The sequence below is a fragment of the Klebsiella sp. BIGb0132 genome (genome assembly GCF_024810075.1).
GTDB classification, from domain to species: Bacteria; Pseudomonadota; Gammaproteobacteria; order Enterobacterales; family Enterobacteriaceae; genus Klebsiella; species Klebsiella terrigena.
Map to the genome: position 1 here is coordinate 147006 of NZ_JANUDW010000010.1, position 23334 is coordinate 170339.

Sequence of the window (23334 nt, forward strand, 5' to 3'; positions counted from 1 at the left end):
TCCGGCGGAAAAATCAACAATAGCGCCCGCCGTGGGTCGGCAGGCGCAGCTTTCAGGCGGTGCGGGAGACCGCATCGCGGGTCGCCAGCTCGCGATCCTGGCCCGTCAGCTCCGCCAGCTGGCCGGCGCGCATCTCCAGCAGGCGATCGGCATGCTGGAAATAGTGATCGTCGTGGCTGATAGCGAAAATGGTTTTACCCATCTGCTGCATCAGCGGCAGCAGCACCTGATAAAACTCGCGGCGGAAGTGCGGATCCTGATCCGCCGCCCACTCATCAAGCAGGATGATATCGCGATCTTCAGCCAGGGCCAGCAGCAGCGCCACGCGCTTTTTCTGCCCCTTGGAGAGCTTCAGATCGAGGATCCTGCCGTTATCCAGCCGCAGCTTATGCGTCATTTTCAGGTACTCCATCCACTGGCTCACCCGCGCAGGATCGGCCGCTTTCCCCTCCGGCCCCAGCAGCTGGTCAAACAGCCAGACATCGGTAAATACCGCCGAGAAGAGCTTACGGTAGTCTTCCGGCCGGTCTACCGCCAGCGCCTCGCCATCCAGCAGGATCTGACCGGAAGCCGGCTGATACAGCCCGGTCAGCAGCATCGCCAGCGTCGATTTGCCGCTGCCGTTGCCGCCGATCAGGAACACCAGCTCGCCGCGTTTGAGGGTCATATTGACAGGCCCGACGGCGAAGCTGTTGTCCGGGTAGTGGAAGCAGACGTCGCGCAGCTCCAGGGTTTGCCAGTGTGGGTGCGCCTGCGGCTGCGGGAATTCGGCACGGTACGGCGCCAGGGAGAATTTGTGCAGCTTATTGAAGGCAACCTGGGCGCTGAGCAGCGTCGGCAGCGCGCCCACGGCGGAAAGCAGCGGCGTGCGCAGGAACAACAGGGTCAAAGAGTAGGTCGCCGCCACGGCGGTATTCGCCCAGCCGAGGCTGTTGGCCATCCAGAACACCAGGCCAATGGCGCCGAGCATCATAATATTCGACCAGTTTACCGCGCTGAGGTGGAAGGTATCAGCGCGGATAATATGGTGACGATACTCGCGCGCGTCCGGCAGATAGAGATGACTAAACACGTATTCGGCGCGCTCGCGATTGAGCGTCAGCTCTTTGCGCCCTTCCAGCACCGTCTGATAGTCGTGGTGCAGCTTGTCTTCGGTCTCCCGCAGCGTCGCCATATGCTTATAAACGCGTGATACCAGCATAAATCCGCCCCAGATGGTTATCGCCATCCACAGCGCGGTCACCATCATCATTTTTCCCGACAGCCACGCCAGATAGGCGGCGGAACCAAAGGTCAGGATAATGCCCTGCACCAGCTCGGGCAGGCGCACAAAGGCGATGGTAATACTGCGTACGTCGCTGGTTAAGCCGGCAAGCAGCGAGGCGCTGCCGATCTTCTCAACCTGCTCGATTTGGGTGTCGAGGATGCGCTTAATGAACTCCCCGCGCAGACGGAAAACAAAATGGTGCCCAAGGGTCGTCAGCGCCAGCTGTGAGCCCAGCGTCACCGCCATCAGCAGCAACAGCAGGCCGAGAAACTCCGGCAGCACCGTCAGCGAGGTATCGACAACGGTCATCAACCGCAGATTGATAAAGGCAATCAGCCCGATCCCCAGCGCCGCGCTGAGCAGGCTCAGGGCAATGACGGAAATAAACGGCCAGCGATACTGGCGCCAAACAAGAAGAAGAAGTTCCATAACAGCAATCCGGGCAAGCAAAACAGCCAGCAGTGTAAACTGCTCGCCGATGACATCAAGAATAATTCTTATTTTTATTCTTTATCGCCTGCCAGCCGAAAGGTGAGGTTGTAACGACAGGCGCCGGTGTCCGGATGGTCACCCTCTTTCAACGGCTGAATACCGTGATAAAACAGCCGCGACTCGCCGCCCCAGACCACCACGTCCCCGTGCTCCAGCAGCACTCTGCGCAGCGGATCGCTCCGCTGCAGGCCGCCAAACTGAAACACCGCCGGCAGCCCCAGCGATACGGAAACGATCGGCGCACGCAGATCGCGCTCATCCTTATCCTGATGCAGCGAGAGCTTCGCCCCGGGCTGATAGCGGTTGATTAAGCAGGCGTCGGGCACAAAGCCCGCGTAGCCGCAGGCGAGCGCCGCCTGCGCGGCCAGCTCGGCGAATATCGGCGGCATCGGCGGCCAGTCGCGCCCCGTTAGCGGATCGCCGGGAGCATACAGATAGCCGTGCATATTGGTCGTCCAGCCCAGCGGCCCGCAGTTAGTCATCGCCACCGACATGGTGTAGCCGCCGGGCGTGACCATCTGGCGAAACGGCGAAACGTCGGCAACGCCCAGCAGCGCCTGCAGCAGAGCCGGAGCGCGCTGGTGGGCGAAGCGCCGCAGAATGACGGCCCCGGGCGCCAGCGGTTCCTGCCAGGGGGGCGTATCGGCAAAAAGATCGAGCATTACGACTCCTCGGTTTGTGCTTCCCTGGCCAGCAGCTGCGCTTTGCGGGCGGTACCCCAGCGATAGCCGGACAGCGCCCCGCCTTCGCGGACCACCCGGTGGCACGGAATGACGATAGCCAGCCGGTTGGCCGCGCAGGCCCCCGCCACCGCCCGGACGGCGCGCGGCTGGCCGATGCTTTCGGCAACCTGGCGGTAGCTGCGCGTTTCGCCCGCCGGGATCTGGCGCAGGGCCTGCCAGACCCTCTGCTGAAAGGCGGTGCCGCGAATATCTAACGGCAGATCGACGGCCTGGCGGCTATCGTCGATGTGGGCAAAAATCTGCGCCACCCGCGCGGAAAAATGCGCGTCGCCGGGCAGAAGCCGGGCGTGAGGAAACAGGCGGCGCAGCTCGTCCAGCGGCGCATCGCCCTCTCCGGGCAATACGGCGCACACTCCGCGCTCGCTTTGCGCCACCAGACAGCGGCCAATCGCGCAGTCGCCGAGCGTGTAGACGATATCGGTATCATCGCCGCCGCGGCGAAACTGGCTGGCGGTCATGCCAAGCACGGCGTCGGCCTGACGATAGTAGCTGCTGCCGTCGGGAAAGCCTGCGGCCAGCACCGCTGGGGTCACTTTTTCCCCTTGCGCCAGCGCCTCCCGTAAACGCCGCGCGCGCCACGCCTGCTGCCAGGCCTTCGGCGTCATGCCGGTGACGGATTTAAATAAACGGTGGAAGTGGTACGGGCTGACCGCCAGCTCATGGGCCAGCGCCTCGAGGGTGATGGGCGCTTCCTGCTCAAGCAGGCGGCAGGCTCTGGCAACTTTCTCGGCCTTCTGCCGCTGCGGGTCGCTTTTGTCCGGCTGACAGCGCTTGCAGGGGCGAAATCCGTCGGTGATGGCGGCCGCCACATCAGGGTAAAAACGGACGTTTTCCCGCAGCGCCCGCCGCGAGCGGCAGGAGGGACGGCAGCAAACGCCGGTGGTCAGCACGGCAAACACAAACTGACCGTCGGCGCGGGCATCACGATCGCATACCGCCTGCCAGCGGCGGTCATCGGTATCAGCAATAATCGGTTTCATCATCGGCTCCTGCTTTAAGTGTATAGCCAGTCTGATTCATCGCCCGCCGAATAAAACCCGAAATCTTGCTGTTTAATTCTTTTCGCCAACCAGGAAGGTGCGGAACTGCGGCGACATCCAGGTTTTAAACCCCTCCCCCTCTTTGACGATCATATAGACGGCCAGCCCCTGCTCTCTCACCACCTCCTGCGCCTTTTGCGGGCCGAGGACCATCAGCCCGGTATCCCAGCCGTCGGCTTCCAGCGCCGTCGGCGCAATCACCGTCACCGAGACCAGCTTATGGTCGATCGGTCTGCCGGTTTGCGGATCGATCACGTGCGAGATCCGTTTGCCATCCAGCTCGTAATAGTTGCGGTAGCTGCCGGAGGTGCTGATACCGTGGCCGTTAATATCGACGATGGCCTGGACGGCATTTTCACGATCGGTCGGCTTTTGGATCGCCACTCGCCACGGCTGCCCGTCGGCGTTCATCCCTCGGCTAACCAGCGCGCCGCCGACGGAAACCAGATAGCGAGAAATGCCCTCCTGTTCCATCAGACGCGCCAGATGATCGGCGGCATAGCCCTCGCCCACGGTCGAAAGATCGACATACAGATCCGCAATATCTTTTTGTAAATACTGACGATCTGTGCGGTTAATCACCGTCAAATGCTGCAACCCCGTCCGCGCTTTTGCCGCCGCGATCTGCTGAGGATCCGGCGTTTTTACCGGCTGCTTATCCGGGCCAAAGCCCCAGAGATTGACCAAAGGCCCGACGGTAACATCCATCGCGCCGTGCGTTTTCGCGCCAATGCGCAGGGACATGGTGATGATATCGGCCATCGCTGCGCTGACCGGCCACGGCTCGGTGGAGGTGGCGTGGTTAAATTGCATCAATGCTGAATCGTTTTTCCAGGTGGAAAGCAGGCGATCGTCGGCGTCCAGCTGGGTCTCTATTTTCTGCCGCAGCGCCTGGGCTTTCGCTCGATCAACGTCAATGACGCTGACCCGCCAGAATGTGCCCATCGTTTTGCCGTCCAGCACGGTCGCGGCACTCTTTTGGGCTGCAGGTGAGGTGGCTGAATCACAGCCGGAAAGGAGTATGCAAACGCCGAGCAGCGCGGCGCGGAAAAAAGTGCTATCCATAAAATCGGTTCCTCTTGCTAAGGCAGCAAGAGTACACCAGCCACCTTAAACGAGGCATAAAAAAAGGCGCCAGAGGCGCCTTTTTCGTGACTTCAGCGTGCTTAGAACTGGTAAACCAGGCCCAGAGCAACCACGTCGTCGGTAGAGATACCGGCGCTGCGGGTGAAGCTGTTGTCGTCCAGCAGGTTGATTTTGTAATCAACATAGGTAGACATGTTTTTGTTGAAGTAGTAGGTCGCGCCTACGTCAACATATTTCAGGATATCCTGGTCGCCGTAACCGTTCAGGTCCTTACCTTTAGACTGCAGGTAAGCAACGGACGGACGCAGACCGAAATCGAACTGGTACTGTGCAGCCACTTCGAAGTTCTGTGCTTTGTTAGCAAAGCCCAGGCTACCAGCGCGAGTTGCGTTGTAGGTCTGAGTGTACTGAGTTGCCAGGTAGATGTTGTTCGCGTCGTATTTCAGACCGCCGGTGTAGGTTTCAGCGTGATCGCCTTCGCCCAGCAGCAGTTGGTTCTGATCGTCGGTACGCTTGGAGTTAGCATACGCGAAACCAGCGCTGATACCGTCGAAGATATCATAAGTTACGGAAGTACCGAAACCGTCGCCGTTCTGTTTCAGAGCGCCACGACCGTTGTTGGTCGCGCCTTCGCCGCTGACGCTGCCGTTTTTACCCTGATACTGCAGAGCAAAGTTCAGGCCGTCAACCAGACCGAAGAAGTCAGAGTTACGGTAGGTTGCAACGCCGTTAGCACGGGACTGCAGGAAGTTGTCAGAACCGTAGGTGTCGCCGCCGAATTCCGGCAGAACGTCGGTCCAGGAAGTTACGTCGTAAACAACGCCGTAGTTACGACCGTAGTCGAAAGAGCCCGCGTCGCCGAATTTCAGACCTGCGAATGCCAGACGAGTCCATGCCTGATCGCTGGAGCTTTCAGTGTTGTTCGCCTGAACGTTGTATTCCCACTGGCCGTAACCGGTCAGCTGATCGTTGATCTGGGTTTCGCCTTTCACGCCAATACGCATGTAGGTCTGGTCGCCGTCTACGCTCTTGTCGTCAGAGAAATAGTGCAGACCGTCGATTTTGCCGTACAGGTCTAATTTGTTGCCATCTTTGTTATAAATTTCAGCCGCATTTGCTGCGCCTGCTACCAGCAGAGCCGGTACCAGGAGGGACAGTACTTTAACTTTCATGTTATTAACCCTCTGTTTGTTATATGCCTTTTATTATGCCACTGCTTACTGATTACCCTTCTAATCAGTCGGCTATATTCATTGTGCTGTAAAATGCAGAATAATCCAACAAGAATATGATACGAAAACTTCTAAGGTGTTTCAAAATGCGCACAAGATGTTTCAATTTGTAAATGCAAGGGAACTTTTCGCAACGATGAAAAATCGTAAAATAAGCACCAATAATCAAGAAAATAATTTTTTCCAATTACCATCAGGTAGTTACACACCACGTCAGGTATAGCACTGAATGACAAAACAAAATGGTCGCCTGCGACTAGAATAACTCCCGCTATCATCATTAACTTTATTTATTACCGTCATTCAGTTCTGAATGTCTGTTTACCCCTATTTCGACCGGATGCTTAGCATCCGGTTTTTTTTACCCTTCTTTACATAACTTTAATTATACCTGTGCTAACCGCGATAAAAATAACGGTTATTAATCAAACACTCCGCGTATCAGGAAGTCCTTATCCGGGTAATTTCTTGTTATTTCGTGCTATTTCCTGCAGGTAATCGGCAAATAACTGTACAGAATCAATTCCGCTGTACATTTTTATTGTCAACGCTCCTTTAAGATAAATCCCAAAGCAAAAAAGCGCTGAAGGCCATTCTGTAGTATGGATTTGATAAATTAGCCTTTATACTGCTTAGCGAATTCACTCTGCTACCAGTTACTTTGGTGCAACATCCTGCTTACAAACATTGATGAGTCGCACTGCTACACGATGACCCAGAAAAAGTTCACCCTGATGCCTGGCAGCATCACCCGTTTCTTCATTTTAATGGTCATCGTCCTGCTGGCGACGATGAGCGTGACGCTGCAAAGTGCGGTCAACGCCTGGTTAAAAGAGAAAAGCTATCAGGTTGTCGACGTAAGCCATGCGCTGCACAAGCGTATCGATGCGTGGCGCTATGCCACCTGGCAAATTTACGACAATATCGCCGCCACCTCTTCCAGCGCCGCCGGCGAGGGTTTACAGGAAACGCGGTTAAAGCAGGATGTCTATTATCTGGAAAAGCCGCGGCGTAAGACCGAGGCGCTGATTTTTGGCTCTCATGACAGCTCAACGCTGGAAATGACGCAAAAAATTTCCAACTATCTCGATATTCTGTGGGGCGCAGAGACCATTCCCTGGTCGATGTACTACCTCAACGGGCTGGATAACAGCCTGATTCTGGTCTCGACTCTGCCGCTCAAAGACCTCTCTTCCAGCTTTAAAGAGTCGACGATTAGCAACGTGGTGGAGTCCCGCCGCGCGGAAATGCTGCTGCAGGCTAACACGCTCGACGAAAGAGAAACCTTCTCGTCGCTGCGCCAGCTTTCATGGCAAAACGGCCACTACTTCACCCTGCGGACCACCTTCAACCAGCCGGGTCATCTGGCCACCGTGGTCGCTTTCGACCTGCCAATTAACGATTTGATCCCGCCGGGCATGACCCTGGACAGCTTCCGCCTTGAGCCTGACCCGTCACAGAACGCGACCGGCAATCCGGATAAAGAAGAGTCTGATAACGTCAGCATCAACTTCAACGGCACGCGGATTGAAATCGTCACCGCCATTAATACCACCGGGATGCGCCTGATCTGGGTGGTGCCATTCAGTACCCTGATGATTGAGTCGCTGCAGAACGTCCTGCTGCCGCTCCTGCTGATTATCGGCCTGCTGGCGCTGACCCTGTTTGGCTTCACGACCTTTCGCCACTACAGCGGCCGCAGCCGTCAGACCGGGACGAGCGTCTCGTCTGCCACCAGCGGCGAGCATCGTACGCTGCGGGCAATAAATGAAGAGATTGTCTCGCTGCTGCCGCTGGGGCTGCTGGTTCACGATTTAGAAGCTAACCGCACGATTATCAGCAACCCCATCGCCGATCATCTGCTGCCGCATCTCAACCTGCAAAATATTACCAACATGGCGGATCAGCATCAGGGCGTGATTCAGGCGACGGTGAACAACGAACTGTATGAGATTCGCCAGTACCGCAGCCAGGTCGCGCCGCGCACGCAGATCTTCATCATCCGCGATCAGGATCGGGAAGTGCTGGTGAGTAAAAAGCTCAAGCAGGCCCAGCGCCTGTACGAGAAAAACCAGCAGGGCCGCACCGCGTTTATGCAGCATATTGGCGCTGCGCTGAAGCAGCCCGCCCGCAGCCTGGCGGAAGAAGCGGCCGCGCTCGGCATGGCTGAAAGCCGCAGGCTGGCACAGCACGCGGATGAGCTGGTGCAGCTGGTTGACGAAATTCAGCTGGCAAACCTGCTGGAAAGCGATAGCTGGAAGAGCACGGCGGATCGGTTCTCGATTCAGGAGCTGATCGATGAAGTGGTGCCGGAAGTGCTGCCGGTGATTAAGCGCAAAGGCCTGCAGCTGCTGATTAACAACGCCCTGGCGGCGAATGAGCAACGCTACGGCGACCGCGACGCGCTGCGCCGGACGCTGCTGCTGCTCATTCAGTACTCGGTCACCACCACGCAGATCGGTAAAATCACCCTCGAGGTGAGCAAGGACGACTCTGCGGACGATCGTCTGACCTTCCGCATTATCGATACCGGCAACGGCGTTTCGGCAAACGAAATCGATAATATGCACTTCCCGTTCCTTAACGATACTCAGGCCGATCTGTACGGTAAGGCCAATGCGCTCACCTTCTGGCTCTGCGATCGCCTGACGCGCAAGCTCGGCGGCCAGATGAATATCAAAGCGCGCGAATCTCTGGGCACCCGCTACTCCCTGCACCTCAAAATGCCGGCCAGTGAAGAAGAGAGCGACTCCGGCGAACATCTGCTGGATGAGGTGGTGGTACTCCTTGATATTACCGCTAACGAGGTAAGAAGGATCGTCACCCGTCAGCTTGAAAGCTGGGGAGCGAGCTGCATCACGCCGGATGAGAGGCTGACAAGTCAAGAATACGATCTCTTTTTAACGGATAATCCGTCTAATCTTACTGCTTCTGGCTTGCTTTTAAGCGATGATGAGGTCGGGATACGAAAAATAGGTCCAGGCCAACTGTGCGTCAATTTTAATATCAGCACGGCCATGCAGGAAGCGATTCTGCAACTGATTGAACAGCAGCTGGCGGAAGAAAACGTGCAACCTTCTCCTCCGGGAAGCGGGAGCAACGCCGAACTGCACGCCAGCGGCTATTATGCGCTGTTTGCCGACACGGTTCCGGATGATGTTAAGAGACTGTATACTGAGCTGGCAACAAGCGATTTAGCTGCGCTGGCCCAGACTGCGCATCGCCTCAAAGGGGCGTTTGCTATGCTTAACCTGATACCCGGCAAACAGTTATGTGAAACGCTTGAGCATCTGATTCGTGAAAAAGATGCGCAAAGCATAGAAAAATACATCAGCGACATTGACGTTTACGTCAAGAGCTTGCTGTAGCAAGGTAGCCTAATACATGAATACTATGAACGTAATTATTGCCGATGACCATCCGATCGTACTGTTCGGTATTCGTAAGTCACTCGAGCAAATTGAGTGGGTAAACGTTGTCGGCGAGTTTGAAGACTCCACAGCACTTATCAATAATCTGCCGAAATTAGACGCCCATGTTCTTATTACCGACCTGTCCATGCCAGGCGACAAATACGGCGACGGGATTACGCTTATCAAGTACATCAAGCGCCATTTCCCGGATCTGTCGATCATTGTTCTGACCATGAACAATAACCCGGCGATCCTCAGCGCGGTGCTGGATCTGGATATCGAAGGGATCGTGCTGAAACAGGGCGCGCCGACCGATCTGCCGAAGGCGCTGGCAGCGCTGCAGAAAGGCAAAAAATTTACGCCGGAAAGCGTTTCACGCCTGCTGGAAAAAATCAGCGCCAGCGGCTATGGCGACAAGCGCCTGTCGCCGAAAGAGAGCGAAGTTCTCCGCCTGTTTGCCGAAGGTTTCCTGGTGACCGAGATTGCCAGAAAGCTCAATCGCAGCATTAAAACCATCAGTAGCCAGAAGAAATCGGCCATGATGAAGCTCGGCGTAGAAAACGACATTGCCCTGCTGAACTACCTCTCTTCCGTTTCACTGAGCGCAACCGACAAAGAGTAACGCTCACCTTCCCGGATACGGCGCGACCGTCATGCGCCATATCCGGGGCAACGACCCGCCGCTGCCAGGCCATCTTCGCCCTATTCCCTGCTCTTACGCACCCGTGCGGCGTACAGCGTCAAAGTTTGCTTGATAATATCCAGCGTCACCGGTTTAGAAAGACAGCTGTCCATACCCGACTCAAGGCAGCGCTGCTTCTCTTCCGCCAGCGCGTTGGCGGTCACCCCGATAACCGGCAGCGTCATTCCCAGCTCGCGAATACGCTGCGTCAGGCGATAGCCGTCCATATTCGGCATATTGACGTCGCTCAGTACGATATCAATATGCTGCTTGCTCAGGACGCCCAGCGCATCAACCCCGTCGTTCGCCGTTACGCACTGATAGCCCAGCGATCCGAGCTGGTCGGCCAGCAGGCGGCGGTTGATCGGATGATCGTCCACCACCAGAATCATCATGTCATCGTGATTGGCCGTCTGCGTTTCCGGCGCGGATAGCGCCGGACCGTGTTCGGCGCTGGCCACGTCAACGTGCAGGATACGTCCCAGCAGCGGCAGCAGCTCGTGCGGCGTCGTGACGCTATGCAGCCACTCTCCCGGCGCGCGCTCCTGCGGAATGCCGATATGCCGGCGGCAGAAAATAATCACCGCCGCCCCAGACCAGCCGGTATGCGCTTCATCATCGGTGAGCAAAATATCGTCCGCTCCCGGCGTCTCGCCGGCATAGTTTTTCACCTTCACGCCGTGGTGATTCAGCAGCGAGGTGATAAACATCGTCAGAGCGGTGTTGTGAACGGCAAGCCAGCAGCATTTTTCCGCCAGGCCATCGGCAAGCAGCGGCGCGCCGTTTTGCACGCCATACAGCGGAATGCGGATGGTAAAGCGGCTGCCCATGCCGGGCTCGGTTTCCACGGCAATATCGCCATCCATCATGCTGATGAGCTTCTCGCAAATCGCCAGCCCGAGGCCCGTTCCCTGGAAATTGCGCTGAACGCCGGTACCGACCTGGAAGAACGGGTCAAACAGGCGCACCACCTCTTTTGCCGGGATCCCTTCCCCGGTATCGCGCACGCTGATTTGCAGATAGTCGCCGGCGCACTGAACGTGCAGGATGATGCAGCCGGTATCGGTAAATTTGATGGCATTGCTCAACAGGTTAGAAATGACCTGCTGCAGGCGCATCGGATCGCCGGACATCAGCTGCGGCACGTCGGGCTCGATAAAGCAGTACAGCCCGAGCTGCTTGCGCACCACCAGCGGCAGATAGTTCGCCGATATGTGGTTCATCACCTCGCGCGGCGAGAACTCGCTCGGCTCGATTTTCAGCTGCTCGGACTCAATTTTCGAGAAATCCAGAATATCGCTGATGATCTTCAGCAGCAGGCTGGACGAGTTGTTCATCGCCGTGACCAGACGGTCGACGCCCTTCGGCAGCTCTTTGGTTTGCAGCAGATCGAGGTTGCCGATAATTCCGTACAGCGGCGTTCGCAGCTCGTGGCTCACCGTCGCAAGGAACATCGATTTCGACTGGCTGGCCTGCTCTGCGGCCTGCGCCATCTCCTGCAACGACTCTTCCATTTTGACGCGAGCGCTGACGTCAACCAGCACGCAGATAGCCACGTTTTCGTTGCGGTAGCGCGAGTGAACGAAGCTGATTTGCAGATTGGTATTATTGCTGGTCAGCACATCGACAAAATTGACCTGCTGGCCGCAGATAATCTGCGTCAGCCTCTGCCGGTCCTCATGGGTCAGCATATTGAGGTAGTTATGCGCCAGTTCGTTACTCAGAATATTGGTGCCGTCGAGGGTGCGCAGAATACAGATCCCCACCGGCGCCGAGGCCACGATCTTACGGTTAAACTGCTCGTGCTCTTCGAGGCGCTGGGCGTCATTTTCCGCCGGGATAAAGATCCGCCGCTCGTACATTCGCGCAAGGGCGAAAAGCATCACCCCGGTCAGAATATTGAGCACTATTGCATTGAGGATCAGCATCCGGATGCGCTCGAGGACCTGGTCTACCGATACCGAATAGACGATGCTCAGGGAGGATGGCGGCAGGCTCTTCTTCATGGCCAGCTCGCGGAAGCCGGAAGTGTAGCCGAACCAGATCCGTTCCTGCATCCAGCGGGCCTCGCCCTTGATTTTAGCGTCCGGCCCGGCGAGAGAGATAAGCGGCTGGCCGTTATCGTCAAGGATCGTGACGTTCATCGGCAGGCTGCCCGGCGTGAAGAAGCTCTCCATGCGAATCGTTTGCTCGACGCCGAGCATCGCCTGCAGGCGGTTGGCCATATACACCGGCGTCAGCGCGTAGAAGTAGCCAACGCCGGGACGCACGCCCTGGCTAATCCAGAACAGATTGCTGCCGCGTTCGCTTTGCGGGGCGTCGCGATACTGCTCAATACGCTGGTGCAGCACCTTCAGCGCCTGGTCCCGTTCGAGCGGCATTTCGCGCAGGCCAAAGTTCGCCATGCACAGGTTATCGCTGCCAATTAAAAAGATACGGTTGAGATCGTAAGCGGCGGAGAAATTATCGCGCCAGTAGCGCATAAACCATGCCAGAGACTGCAGCGAATTGCGCCAGGTGCCGCTCATTGCCCCGCAATCTGAATCCGGATAGAGTGGTTCGAAGTCCGGAACCGCGATGTCGCCATTTTGCACCGGCGACGCGTCGCCTTCACGGCCGCCGCCCGGCCGATTGCCGGCAACATATTTCAGCTCTTTAATGACGTCCGCCGTGCGCTGGATATAGCGCTGCGCCTGATCGGCGTTGAGGTTAAACTCCTGGCGGATCTCCGACTCCCGGTCATGCAGCGCGTTAACAATGTAAAACACCGAGACGAAAGCAATCAGCATCCACAGCAGGACCGCCAGCGCCCGGAACAGGTAGCGTGAAACTTTTAGCGTGGTATGAAAAGAAGCAAGATATTTCAATGTGGCGATGCTCGGCCGTCAGGGACTCAACAGAATGGGGTTAAGGTAGCGGTAAACACGTTTTGTCGCAACGTTATACTCTCTGGATCACCCGCGGCGGGCAAATAAAAAGGGCCGGGAATATCCCGGCCCTTTTCGCATCATTACCGCAGATTATTCATCATCTTCGGCGATGTCATCATCAGCTTCAGCGTCGGTTTCCGGCGCGATATCCTCGTCGCCTTCCGCCACGCTGCCGTCGATGGCATCCAGCTCTTCATCATCAACCGGTTCAGCAACGCGCTGCAGGCCAACAACGTTTTCATCTTCCGCAGTACGGATCAGAATGACGCCCTGAGTGTTACGACCCACGATGCTCACTTCCGATACGCGAGTACGCACCAGGGTGCCCGCATCGGTGATCATCATGATCTGGTCGCAATCGTCCACCTGTACCGCGCCTACCACGGAGCCGTTACGCTCGGTCACTTTGATCGAGATAACGCCCTGAGTGGCGCGGGACTTGGTCGGATACTCATCCGCCGCAGTACGCTTGCCGTAGCCGTTCTGGGTCACGGTGAGGATCGCACCTTCGCCGCGCGGAATGATCAGGGAGACAACTTTATCTTCACCCGCCAGCTTGATACCGCGTACGCCGGTCGCGGTACGGCCCATGGCTCGTACTGCGCTCTCTTTAAAGCGCACCACTTTACCGGCCGCAGAGAACAGCATCGCTTCGTCTTCGCCGTTCGTCAGATCAACGCCGATCAGCTCGTCGCCTTCGTTCAGATTCACGGCGATAATGCCGGCTGAACGCGGACGGCTAAACTCGGTCAGCGCCGTTTTCTTAACGGTACCGCTCGCGGTCGCCATAAAGACGTTCACGCCCTCTTCGTACTCGCGTACTGGCAGGATGGCGGTGATACGTTCATTGGCTTCCAGCGGCAGCAGGTTGACGATTGGACGTCCACGCGCGCCACGGCTGGCTTCCGGCAGCTGATAAACCTTCATCCAGTAGAGACGACCGCGGCTGGAGAACAGCAGGATCGTATCGTGGGTGTTGGCCACCAGCAGGCGGTCGATAAAGTCTTCTTCTTTAATACGTGCGGCCGATTTACCTTTGCCACCGCGACGCTGCGCCTCGTAGTCGGTCAGCGGCTGATACTTCACATAGCCCTGGTGAGACAGGGTGACCACCACATCTTCCTGGTTGATCAGATCTTCGATGTTGATATCAGCGGTGTTGGCGGTGATTTCGGTGCGACGCTGGTCGCCGAACTGTTCGCGCATCGCTTCCAGTTCTTCACGAATCACTTCCATCAGACGGTCGGCGCTGCCGAGAATATGCAGCAGTTCAGCAATCTGTTCGAGCAGCTCTTTGTATTCGTCCAGCAGTTTTTCATGCTCAAGGCCGGTCAGCTTCTGCAAACGCAGATCCAGAATCGCCTGGGCCTGCTGTTCGGTCAGATAGTATTGACCGTCACGCACGCCGAACTCTGGCTCCAGCCACTCCGGACGCGCGGCATCATCACCGGCGCGTTCCAGCATCGCCGACACGTTGCCCAGATCCCAGGGTCTGGCAACCAGCCCGGCTTTCGCTTCCGCAGGCGTTGGCGCACGGCGGATAAGCTCGATGATCGGGTCGATGTTGGCCAGCGCAATCGCCAGGGCTTCAAGGATGTGCGCACGATCGCGGGCTTTACGCAGCTCGAAAATAGTACGACGGGTGACCACTTCACGGCGGTGACGCACGAACGCGGAAAGAATGTCTTTCAGGTTCATGATCTTCGGCTGGCCGTGGTGCAGCGCAACCATATTGATGCCGAAAGAGGTCTGCAGCTGAGTCAGCGAGTAGAGGTTGTTAAGAACCACTTCACCCACCGCATCACGCTTGATCTCAATCACGATACGCATGCCGTCTTTGTCAGACTCATCGCGCAGCGCGCTGATCCCTTCCAGACGCTTCTCTTTCACCAGCTCGGCCATTTTCTCGATCAGGCGAGCCTTGTTCACCTGATACGGAATTTCATGGACGATGATGGTTTCACGGCCGGTTTTCGCATCGGTTTCTACCTCAGCGCGGGCGCGAATATAAATTTTGCCACGGCCGGTACGGTAGGCTTCCTCGATGCCGCGACGGCCATTGATAATGGCGGCGGTCGGGAAGTCCGGGCCTGGAATGTGTTCCATCAGGCCTTCGACGGAGATGTCTTCATCGTCGATATAGGCCAGGCAGCCGTTAATCACTTCCGTCAGGTTGTGCGGCGGAATGTTGGTCGCCATCCCGACGGCAATACCGGACGAACCGTTTACCAGCAGGTTGGGGATTTTTGTTGGCATGACGTCAGGGATGCGCTCCGTGCCGTCATAGTTATCAACGAAATCAACCGTCTCTTTTTCGAGGTCGGCCATCAGCTCGTGGGCGATTTTCGACATACGGATTTCCGTATAACGCATCGCTGCGGCGGAGTCGCCATCGACAGAACCGAAGTTACCCTGGCCATCGACCAGCATATAACGCAAGGAGAATGGCTGCGCCATACGTACAATGGTGTCATAAACGGCGGTATCACCGTGAGGGTGATATTTACCGATTACGTCACCAACGACACGGGCGGATTTTTTATAGGCTTTGTTCCAGTCATTGCCCAATACGTTCATGGCGTAAAGTACGCGACGGTGTACCGGTTTCAACCCATCTCGGACATCCGGCAGCGCACGGCCAACAATGACCGACATCGCATAATCCAGATACGAGCTCTTCAGCTCTTCCTCAATGTTGACCGGTGTAATTTCTCTCGCAAGGTCGCTCATCTAACCGCTATCCCTCTACTGTATCCCGGATTCAAAGGTCGCAAATTATAACACAGCCGCGGTGATACCGGTAAACCTATACCCAATGAATTTCGTACCGCATCAAGGCGGCCAACGAAGAGGCGGTGCGAAAGGCGAAGGGTATAGACGGTTTATTCATGGCGGTCTGCTGATATACTCGCAGGTCTGAACTGAAAAGGAGTAAAAGCGCCCATGAATGCCGAAAAACCGTCGGTGGCCCACAACGTTGATCATAATGAAATCGCTAAATTTGAAGCCGTCGCCTCGCGCTGGTGGGATTTAGAGGGCGAATTCAAACCACTGCATCGCATCAACCCGCTGCGGCTGGGCTATATTGCGCAGCGCTCCGGCGGCCTGTTCGGCAAAAAAGTGCTCGACGTCGGCTGCGGCGGCGGCATTCTTGCGGAGAGCATGGCGCGGGAAGGCGCAACGGTGACCGGGCTGGATATGGGCTTTGAACCGCTGCAGGTGGCGAAGCTGCACGCGCTGGAAAGCGGCGTTCAGGTTGAGTATGTCCAGGAGACCGTCGAAGAGCACGCGCTGAAGCATGCGCAGCAGTACGACGTGGTGACCTGTATGGAGATGCTGGAGCACGTTCCCGACCCGCAGTCCGTCGTCCACGCCTGCGCGCGGCTGGTTAAGCCCGGAGGCCAGGTCTTCTTCTCAACCATCAACCGCAACGGCAAAGCGTGGCTGATGGCGGTAGTCGGCGCCGAATACGTGCTGAAGATGGTGCCCAAGGGGACCCATGACGCGAAGAAGTTTATCAAGCCGTCCGAGCTGATCGGCTGGGTAGATCAGACAAATCTGAAAGAGCAGCATATTACCGGCCTCCATTTCAATCCGCTAACCAATACCTTCAAGCTGGCGCCGGGGGTAGATGTTAACTACATGTTGCATACAACGGCGAAAAACGCATAACGTCAGCGGTTTTTCATATGATGATTGCGCGGCATCAAGCCGCGTAATTTTTCCTGGCGCCGAAGAAATCAGCACTCGATCAAATTTTCATTTTTATTTTTGAGTTTATTGACATCTTCGCCAGGCCTTATGCGACGTGGGCCCGGCTATTATTACGCTTCCGCAACCTCAATTTAACGTCAAAATCAACTCTTGTACTCAAAAGAATCCTTACTAGAATACTCACCATATAGCGTTCTTTTTATCTACAACCCCCTACATATAGTATTTATCCACAGAGTTAGTCACAACGACCTTCTGTGGATAAGCGGGGGATATTTTCTTTCACGGACAGGTATAATCCACATGAATCAGAGTCTGCTGGTGACAAAGCGCGACGGTACAACCGAGCGTATTAATCTCGACAAAATCCATCGCGTACTGGATTGGGCGGCAGAAGGACTGAATAACGTTTCGATTTCTCAGGTAGAATTGCGTTCCCACATTCAGTTCTACGACGGCATCAAAACTGCCGATATTCACGAAACTATCATCAAGGCTGCGGCGGATCTTATCTCCCGCGATGCTCCGGATTACCAGTATCTCGCCGCGCGTCTGGCGATTTTCCATCTGCGTAAAAAGGCCTACGGCCAGTTCGAGCCGCCGGCGCTGTTCGATCACGTCACGAAGATGGTCAACAAGGGTAAATACGATACTCATCTGCTGGAAGACTACACGGAAGAAGAGTTCAAGCAGATGGACTCGTTCATCGTGCACGATCGCGATATGAGCTTCTCCTATGCGGCAGTTAAGCAGCTGGAAGGTAAGTATCTGGTGCAGAACCGCGTGACCGGCGAAATTTATGAAAGCGCCCAGTTCCTCTACATTCTGGTCGCCGCCTGCCTGTTCTCGAACTACCCGCGCGAGACCCGTCTGGACTACGTCAAGCGCTTCTACGACGCGGTGTCCACCTTCAAGATTTCTCTGCCGACGCCGATCATGTCCGGGGTGCGTACGCCGACCCGCCAGTTCAGCTCCTGCGTGCTGATTGAGTGCGGCGACAGCCTCGACTCCATCAACGCCACCTCCAGCGCGATTGTGAAATACGTTTCCCAGCGCGCCGGCATCGGCATTAACGCCGGTCGCATCCGCGCGCTCGGTAGCCCGATTCGCGGCGGTGAAGCCTTCCACACCGGCTGTATCCCGTTCTATAAGCACTTCCAGACCGCGGTGAAGTCCTGTTCACAGGGCGGCGTGCGCGGCGGTGCTGCCACCCTCTTCTATCCGATGTGGCATCTGGAAGTTGAAACCCTGCTGGTGCTGAAAAACAACCGCGGCACCGAGGCGAACCGCGTTCGTCACATGGACTACGGCGTACAGATCAACAAGCTGATGTACACCCGTCTGCTGAAAGGTGAAGATATCACCCTGTTCAGCCCGTCCGACGTCCCGGGCCTGTATGACGCCTTCTTCGCCGATCAGGACGAGTTTGAGCGTCTCTACACCCAGTACGAAAAAGACGACAGCATCCGCAAGCAGCGGATCAAAGCGGTTGAGCTGTTCTCTCTGATGATGCAGGAGCGCGCCTCTACCGGCCGTATCTACATCCAGAACGTTGACCACTGCAACACCCACAGCCCGTTCGACCCGGCTATCGCGCCCGTTCGTCAGTCCAACCTGTGCCTGGAAATCGCCCTGCCGACCAAGCCGCTGAACGACGTCAACGATGAAAACGGCGAAATCGCGCTGTGTACGCTGTCAGCGTTCAACCTCGGCGTGATTGAGAGCCTGGACGAGCTGGAAGATCTGGCGGTGCTGGCGGTTCGCGCGCTGGATGCGCTGCTGGACTATCAGGACTACCCGATTCTGGCGGCAAAACGCGGCGCCATGGGCCGTCGTACGCTGGGTATCGGCGTGATTAACTTCGCCTACTATCTGGCAAAACACGGCAAACGCTACTCCGACGGCAGCGCCAACAACCTGACGCACAAGACGTTTGAAGCTATTCAGTACTACCTGCTGAAAGCCTCCAACGAGCTGGCTATCGAACAGGGCGCCTGCCCGTGGTTCAACGAAACCACCTATGCCAAGGGCGTTCTGCCGATCGATACCTATAAAAAGGATCTCGACGCTGTCGTTAGCGAGTCACTGCACTACGACTGGGAGCAGCTGCGCGAGTCGATCAAAACCCACGGCCTGCGTAACTCGACCCTCTCCGCGCTGATGCCTTCAGAGACCTCTTCGCAGATCTCTAACGCCACCAACGGTATCGAACCGCCGCGCGGCCATGTGAGCATCAAGGCTTCGAAAGACGGCATTCTGCGCCAGGTGGTTCCGGATTACGAAAAGCTGCAGAACAGCTACGAGCTGCTGTGGGAAATGCCGAGCAACGATGGCTACCTGCAGCTGGTCGGCATTATGCAGAAGTTTATCGATCAGTCGATTTCGGCCAACACCAACTACGACCCGACGCGCTTCCCGTCCGGAAAAGTGCCGATGCAGCAGCTGCTGAAAGACCTGCTCAACGCCTATAAATTTGGCGTAAAAACTCTGTACTATCACAACACCCGTGATGGCGCGGAAGATGCGCAGGACGATTTGGCGCCATCCATCCAGGACGACGGCTGCGAAAGCGGCGCTTGTAAGATCTGATAACGCCCCCCTCGCCCCATGGCGAGGGAACATCACAGCCCGGCCCCGTCTGTAGGGCCGAAGCGAGGGGCAATAACATCACAGGACGCACATTTAATGGCATATACCACCTTTTCTCAGACCAAAAACAATCAGCTGCTTGAGCCGATGTTTTTTGGTCAGCCGGTTAACGTTGCCCGTTACGATCAGCAAAAATATGACATCTTCGAAAAGCTTATCGAAAAGCAGCTCTCCTTCTTCTGGCGCCCGGAGGAAGTTGACGTTTCCCGCGATCGTATCGATTATCAGGCGCTGCCGGATCACGAAAAGCATATCTTCATTAGCAACCTGAAGTACCAGACTCTGCTGGACTCCATCCAGGGCCGCAGCCCGAACGTCGCGCTGCTGCCGCTGATTTCGATTCCTGAGCTGGAAACCTGGGTAGAGACCTGGGCGTTTTCTGAAACCATTCACTCGCGCTCCTACACCCATATCATCCGCAACATCGTCAACGATCCGGCGGTGGTCTTCGATGATATCGTCACCAACGAGCAGATTCAGAAGCGCGCGGAAGGGATCTCCAGCTACTACGATGAGCTCATTGAGCTGACCAGCTACTGGCATCTGCTGGGTGAAGGCACCCATAGCGTTAACGGTAAAACCGTCACCGTGAACCTGCGCGAGCTGAAAAAGAAACTGTACCTGTGCCTGATGAGCGTGAATGCGCTGGAAGCGATTCGCTTCTACGTCAGCTTCGCCTGCTCCTTCGCCTTCGCCGAGCGTAAGCTGATGGAGGGTAACGCTAAAATCATCCGCCTGATCGCTCGCGACGAAGCGCTGCACCTCACCGGCACCCAGCACATGCTGAACCTGCTGCGTTCCGGCGTCGACGATCCGGAAATGGCCGAAATTGCCGAAGAGTGCAAGCAGCAGTGCTATGACCTGTTCGTGCTGGCGGCTCAGCAGGAGAAAGAGTGGGCAGATTATCTGTTCCGCGATGGTTCAATGATTGGCCTGAACCGCGATATCCTCTGCCAGTACGTCGAATACATCACCAATATTCGCATGCAGGCGGTCGGTCTCGAGCTGCCGTTCCAGACCCGCTCCAACCCCATCCCGTGGATCAATACCTGGCTGGTATCCGATAACGTGCAGGTTGCGCCGCAGGAAGTGGAAGTCAGCTCCTACCTGGTGGGGCAGATCGACGCCGAAGTCGATGCCGACGACCTGAGCAACTTCCAGCTCTGATGAAACGCATTTTTTTGAAAATTTCTGACACTCATCTCGAGTGTCAGGATGAACACCACTGCCTGCTTGATGCCCTGGAATCGCATAATATCGACGTGGAGTATCAGTGCCGCGAAGGTTATTGTGGCTCCTGCCGCACGCGGCTGGTGTCAGGTCAGGTTGACTGGCTGACCGAGCCGCTGGCGTTCATTCAGCCGGGAGAGATTTTGCCCTGCTGCTGCCGGGCAAAAAGCGATATCGAAATCGAGATGTAGCTGCCCGGCGACATCCCATCCGCGCCGACCGGCGCGGACAGGTTTGCCATTCACGCCGCGGGTTAGCGGTGTTCCCCCTCTTGCTGCAGAAACTGCACCGCCTTATCCGGGAAGTCGCTGAACAATCCATCGACGCCAGCCTTGTTATACAGCAGGTCGAACAGCTGGTTCACGTTGGTGACGTAATCCGGCAACTGGTCAGCGCGGACGGTATAGGGGTGGACCACCAGATGCTGGCGATGCGCCTCTTTCACCATGTCAGTCAGCGCCACCTGGCCCGGCCTGGCGTTCGCCGCCACCAGCATGTGGTAGTCCGGGCCGATGCCGTCGGCGTATTGTGCAATCTGCCCCATCGCGCCGGGCTTAAACATCCAGTCATAGCTGTAGTTAACCCATTTGCCATCCGCCTGGCGCTGCTGGGTTTCATTCCAGTCGCTGTAGGCGATCAGCTGCACCAGATTCAGGTCCATCCCCATCTTCGGCTCCAGCTCGTTCTTGATGCGCTTGAGCTCGTTGGCATCAAAACACTGCAGATACACCTTATCCTGCTTGCTGGTGTAGCCATACTTCTTCAGCACCTGCAGGACGCTGGTGGCGATATCCTTGCCTTCCTGATGGTGGAACCACGGCGCTTTAATTTCCGGATAGATACCGATATTTTTCCCGGTTGAGTGGTTCAGCCCCTGAACGAACTCAATCTCCTCTTCAAAGGTATGAATGCGAAAATCCGCTTTTCCCATCGGGAAGCGCCCCGGGAAGGTCTGGACGTTCTTACCGTTTTTGGGTTCAAACCCCTCGCTGAACTTCAGCGTTTTTATCTCCGCCAGGGTGAAGTCGATCGCGTAGAAGCGGCCATCCTGACGCGCGCGCTGCGGAAATTTCTCCACCACGTCGGTGACCCGATCGAGATAGTGGTCATGCAGCACCACCAGCCGATCGTCTTTGGTCATCACCAGGTCCTGCTCGAGATAATCGGCTCCCTGGGCATAGGCCATCGCTTTCGCCGGCAGCGTATGCTCCGGCAGATAGCCGCTGGCGCCGCGGTGAGCAATGACTATCTTATCCCCCGCCTGAGCGGCAAAACTCAGCGTGGAGCCTGCCAGCAGAATCCCGGTCATCAAGGTCGTTATTGCCGTTTTCATGCTCACTCCTCAGGACTGTTTCAGCTGCTGGTGATGACGTTTTTCGCCCACCATCACCACAATCAGCAGCAGCACAGCCAGCACGCTACCGCCGATCATGACCATAAATCCGCCGTCCCAGCCGAAGAAGTCGACGGTGTAGCCGACGATTGCGCTGGCGGCAACGGAGCCTCCCAGATAACCAAACAGCCCGGTAAAGCCCGCCGCGGTGCCGGCGGCTTTTTTCGGCGCCAGCTCGAGAGCATGCAGGCCAATCAGCATCACCGGACCGTAAATCAGGAAGCCGATAACGATCATGCAGGCCATATCAACGCCAGGATTACCCGGCGGGTTAAGCCAGTAAACGACGGTGGCGATGGTCACCAGCGTCATAAAGAAGACCCCGGTCGCCCCGCGGTTGCCTCTGAACACCTTATCCGACATCCAGCCGCAAATCAGCGTCCCGGGGATCCCCGCATACTCGTAGAGGAAGTAGGCCCAGGAGGATTTATCCAGCGCAAAGTGCTTCACCTCTTTCAGGTAGGTTGGCGACCAGTCGAGAATGCCGTAGCGCAGCAGGTAGACAAAGACGTTGGCGATGGCGATATACCACAGCAGCCGGTTTGGCAGAATATACTGCTTAAAGATCTGCCGGGCGGTGAGCTCCTGCTCGTGCTGCTCGCTGTAATCATCAGGATAGTCGTTCTTATACTCTTCAATCGGCGGCAGGCCGCAGGACTGCGGGGTATCGCGCATCATGGCAAAGGCAAATACCGCCAGCAGGATCGCGCCAAACGCCGGCATATACAGCGCCGCGTGCCAGTCGTTGAACCAGGCCATCCCCAGCAGGAAGAGCAGCGGCGGGATCCCGCCGCCAACGTTGTGCGCGCAGTTCCATACCGAAACGATGCCCCCACGCTCCTTCTGCGACCACCAGTGCACCATCGTACGCCCGCAGGGCGGCCAGCCCATCCCCTGGAACCAGCCGCAGAGGAACAGCAGCACAAACATAACCATGATGCTGGAGGTCGCCCAGGGCACAAAGCCCATCACCAGCATCACCAGCGCCGCCAGGATCAGCCCCGCCGGCAGAAAAATGCGCGGATTCGAGCGATCGGATACCGAGCCCATAATGAATTTTGAAAAACCATAGGCGATGGAAATCCCGGACAGCGCAAAGCCGAGATCGCCGCGAGAGAATCCCTGCTCCACCAGGTATGGCATGGCTAACGCAAAGTTCTTGCGCACCAGATAGTAGGCGGCATAGCCAAAGAAAATACCGATAAAAATCTGCCAGCGTAGTCGACGATAGTGCGGGTCAATTTCCGCCTCGGGTAGACGCGCTTTGTGCGCCGCGGGTTTAAAAATACTTAACATAGCAGCCTCCGTTGCCATTTGCTTTTATGGGTACAGGTAAAAAAAACCTAATTTAATCACCCACTTCTGATATGGCGCGATGGTAGGGAAACCTCGCAGACGATACTGTGAAACATCGCACGCTTTGTTACAAAAATATGACAAAACATTCCATTGTGAGCATGAAA

15 protein-coding genes are annotated in these 23334 nt (G+C 56.5%); 6 read left to right on the forward strand and 9 right to left on the reverse strand.

Annotated features, from left to right (window positions below):
* Positions 1-52: 52 nt before the first annotated feature.
* From M2416_RS22555 to ompK36, 5 genes are all read right to left on the reverse strand, one after another.
* A complete protein-coding gene (locus M2416_RS22555; protein ID WP_259226899.1) occupies positions 53-1696 on the reverse strand; it encodes a multidrug ABC transporter permease/ATP-binding protein in 1644 nt (547 codons plus the stop codon).
* Positions 1697-1770: 74 nt separating this feature from the next.
* Entirely contained in the window at positions 1771-2421 is a 651-nt protein-coding gene (gene alkB, locus M2416_RS22560; protein ID WP_041146522.1) for a DNA oxidative demethylase AlkB, read from the reverse strand.
* Complete coding sequence (ada, locus tag M2416_RS22565; protein ID WP_076945767.1) at positions 2421-3482, reverse strand: bifunctional DNA-binding transcriptional regulator/O6-methylguanine-DNA methyltransferase Ada; 1062 nt, start codon at positions 3480-3482, stop codon at positions 2421-2423. Before ada ends, alkB begins: the two co-directional genes overlap by 1 nt.
* 72 nt (positions 3483-3554) lie before the next feature.
* A complete protein-coding gene (gene apbE / locus M2416_RS22570) occupies positions 3555-4607 on the reverse strand; it encodes an FAD:protein FMN transferase ApbE (RefSeq protein ID WP_259226904.1) in 1053 nt (350 codons plus the stop codon).
* Positions 4608-4708: 101 nt separating this feature from the next.
* Positions 4709-5800, reverse strand: a complete 1092-nt coding sequence (gene ompK36, locus M2416_RS22575) for a porin OmpK36 (RefSeq protein WP_259226906.1) — start codon at positions 5798-5800, stop codon at positions 4709-4711.
* A 770-nt stretch (positions 5801-6570) separates the two neighbouring features.
* Between ompK36 and rcsD the strand changes: the two genes are divergently transcribed.
* Both rcsD and rcsB read left to right on the forward strand, forming a co-directional pair.
* Positions 6571-9228, forward strand: coding sequence for a phosphotransferase RcsD (rcsD, locus tag M2416_RS22580; protein ID WP_259226908.1), 2658 nt, complete (start codon positions 6571-6573; stop codon positions 9226-9228).
* 16 nt (positions 9229-9244) lie between these two features.
* Positions 9245-9895, forward strand: a complete 651-nt coding sequence (gene rcsB, locus M2416_RS22585; protein ID WP_041146527.1) for a response regulator transcription factor RcsB — start codon at positions 9245-9247, stop codon at positions 9893-9895.
* Positions 9896-9975: 80 nt separating this feature from the next.
* Here rcsB and rcsC read toward each other — a convergent pair whose 3' ends face one another.
* On the reverse strand, positions 9976-12822 hold the full coding sequence (gene rcsC, locus M2416_RS22590) for a two-component system sensor histidine kinase RcsC (protein WP_259226911.1): 2847 nt from the start codon (positions 12820-12822) through the stop codon (positions 9976-9978).
* Between the two features lie 153 nt (positions 12823-12975).
* Positions 12976-15615 (reverse strand): DNA topoisomerase (ATP-hydrolyzing) subunit A, encoded by a 2640-nt coding sequence (gyrA, locus tag M2416_RS22595; protein ID WP_041146529.1) that lies wholly within the window; start codon positions 15613-15615, stop codon positions 12976-12978.
* A 213-nt stretch (positions 15616-15828) separates the two neighbouring features.
* Between gyrA and ubiG the strand changes: the two genes are divergently transcribed.
* The 4 genes from ubiG to yfaE all read left to right on the forward strand — a co-directional run bounded on the left by ubiG (position 15829) and on the right by yfaE (position 20669).
* Positions 15829-16557: a bifunctional 2-polyprenyl-6-hydroxyphenol methylase/3-demethylubiquinol 3-O-methyltransferase UbiG gene (gene ubiG / locus M2416_RS22600; RefSeq protein ID WP_041146530.1), complete on the forward strand. Its 729-nt coding sequence runs from the start codon at positions 15829-15831 to the stop codon at positions 16555-16557.
* A 345-nt stretch (positions 16558-16902) separates the two neighbouring features.
* The gene (nrdA, locus tag M2416_RS22605) at positions 16903-19188 is read left to right on the forward strand and encodes a class 1a ribonucleoside-diphosphate reductase subunit alpha (RefSeq protein WP_041146531.1); all 2286 of its coding nucleotides are present in this window, start codon (positions 16903-16905) and stop codon (positions 19186-19188) included.
* Positions 19189-19284: 96 nt separating this feature from the next.
* Entirely contained in the window at positions 19285-20415 is a 1131-nt protein-coding gene (gene nrdB, locus M2416_RS22610) for a class Ia ribonucleoside-diphosphate reductase subunit beta (RefSeq protein WP_076945773.1), read from the forward strand.
* A complete protein-coding gene (gene yfaE / locus M2416_RS22615) occupies positions 20415-20669 on the forward strand; it encodes a class I ribonucleotide reductase maintenance protein YfaE (protein ID WP_041146533.1) in 255 nt (84 codons plus the stop codon). The genes nrdB and yfaE overlap by 1 nt, the downstream gene beginning before the upstream one ends.
* Before the next feature lie 62 nt (positions 20670-20731).
* Here yfaE and glpQ read toward each other — a convergent pair whose 3' ends face one another.
* On the reverse strand, positions 20732-21811 hold the full coding sequence (gene glpQ, locus M2416_RS22620) for a glycerophosphodiester phosphodiesterase (RefSeq protein WP_259226919.1): 1080 nt from the start codon (positions 21809-21811) through the stop codon (positions 20732-20734).
* A 9-nt stretch (positions 21812-21820) separates the two neighbouring features.
* Positions 21821-23167 carry a glycerol-3-phosphate transporter gene (gene glpT / locus M2416_RS22625; RefSeq protein ID WP_041146535.1) on the reverse strand — a complete coding sequence of 449 codons (1347 nt, stop codon included), beginning with the start codon at positions 23165-23167 and terminating at the stop codon, positions 21821-21823.
* Positions 23168-23334: the final 167 nt, after the last annotated feature.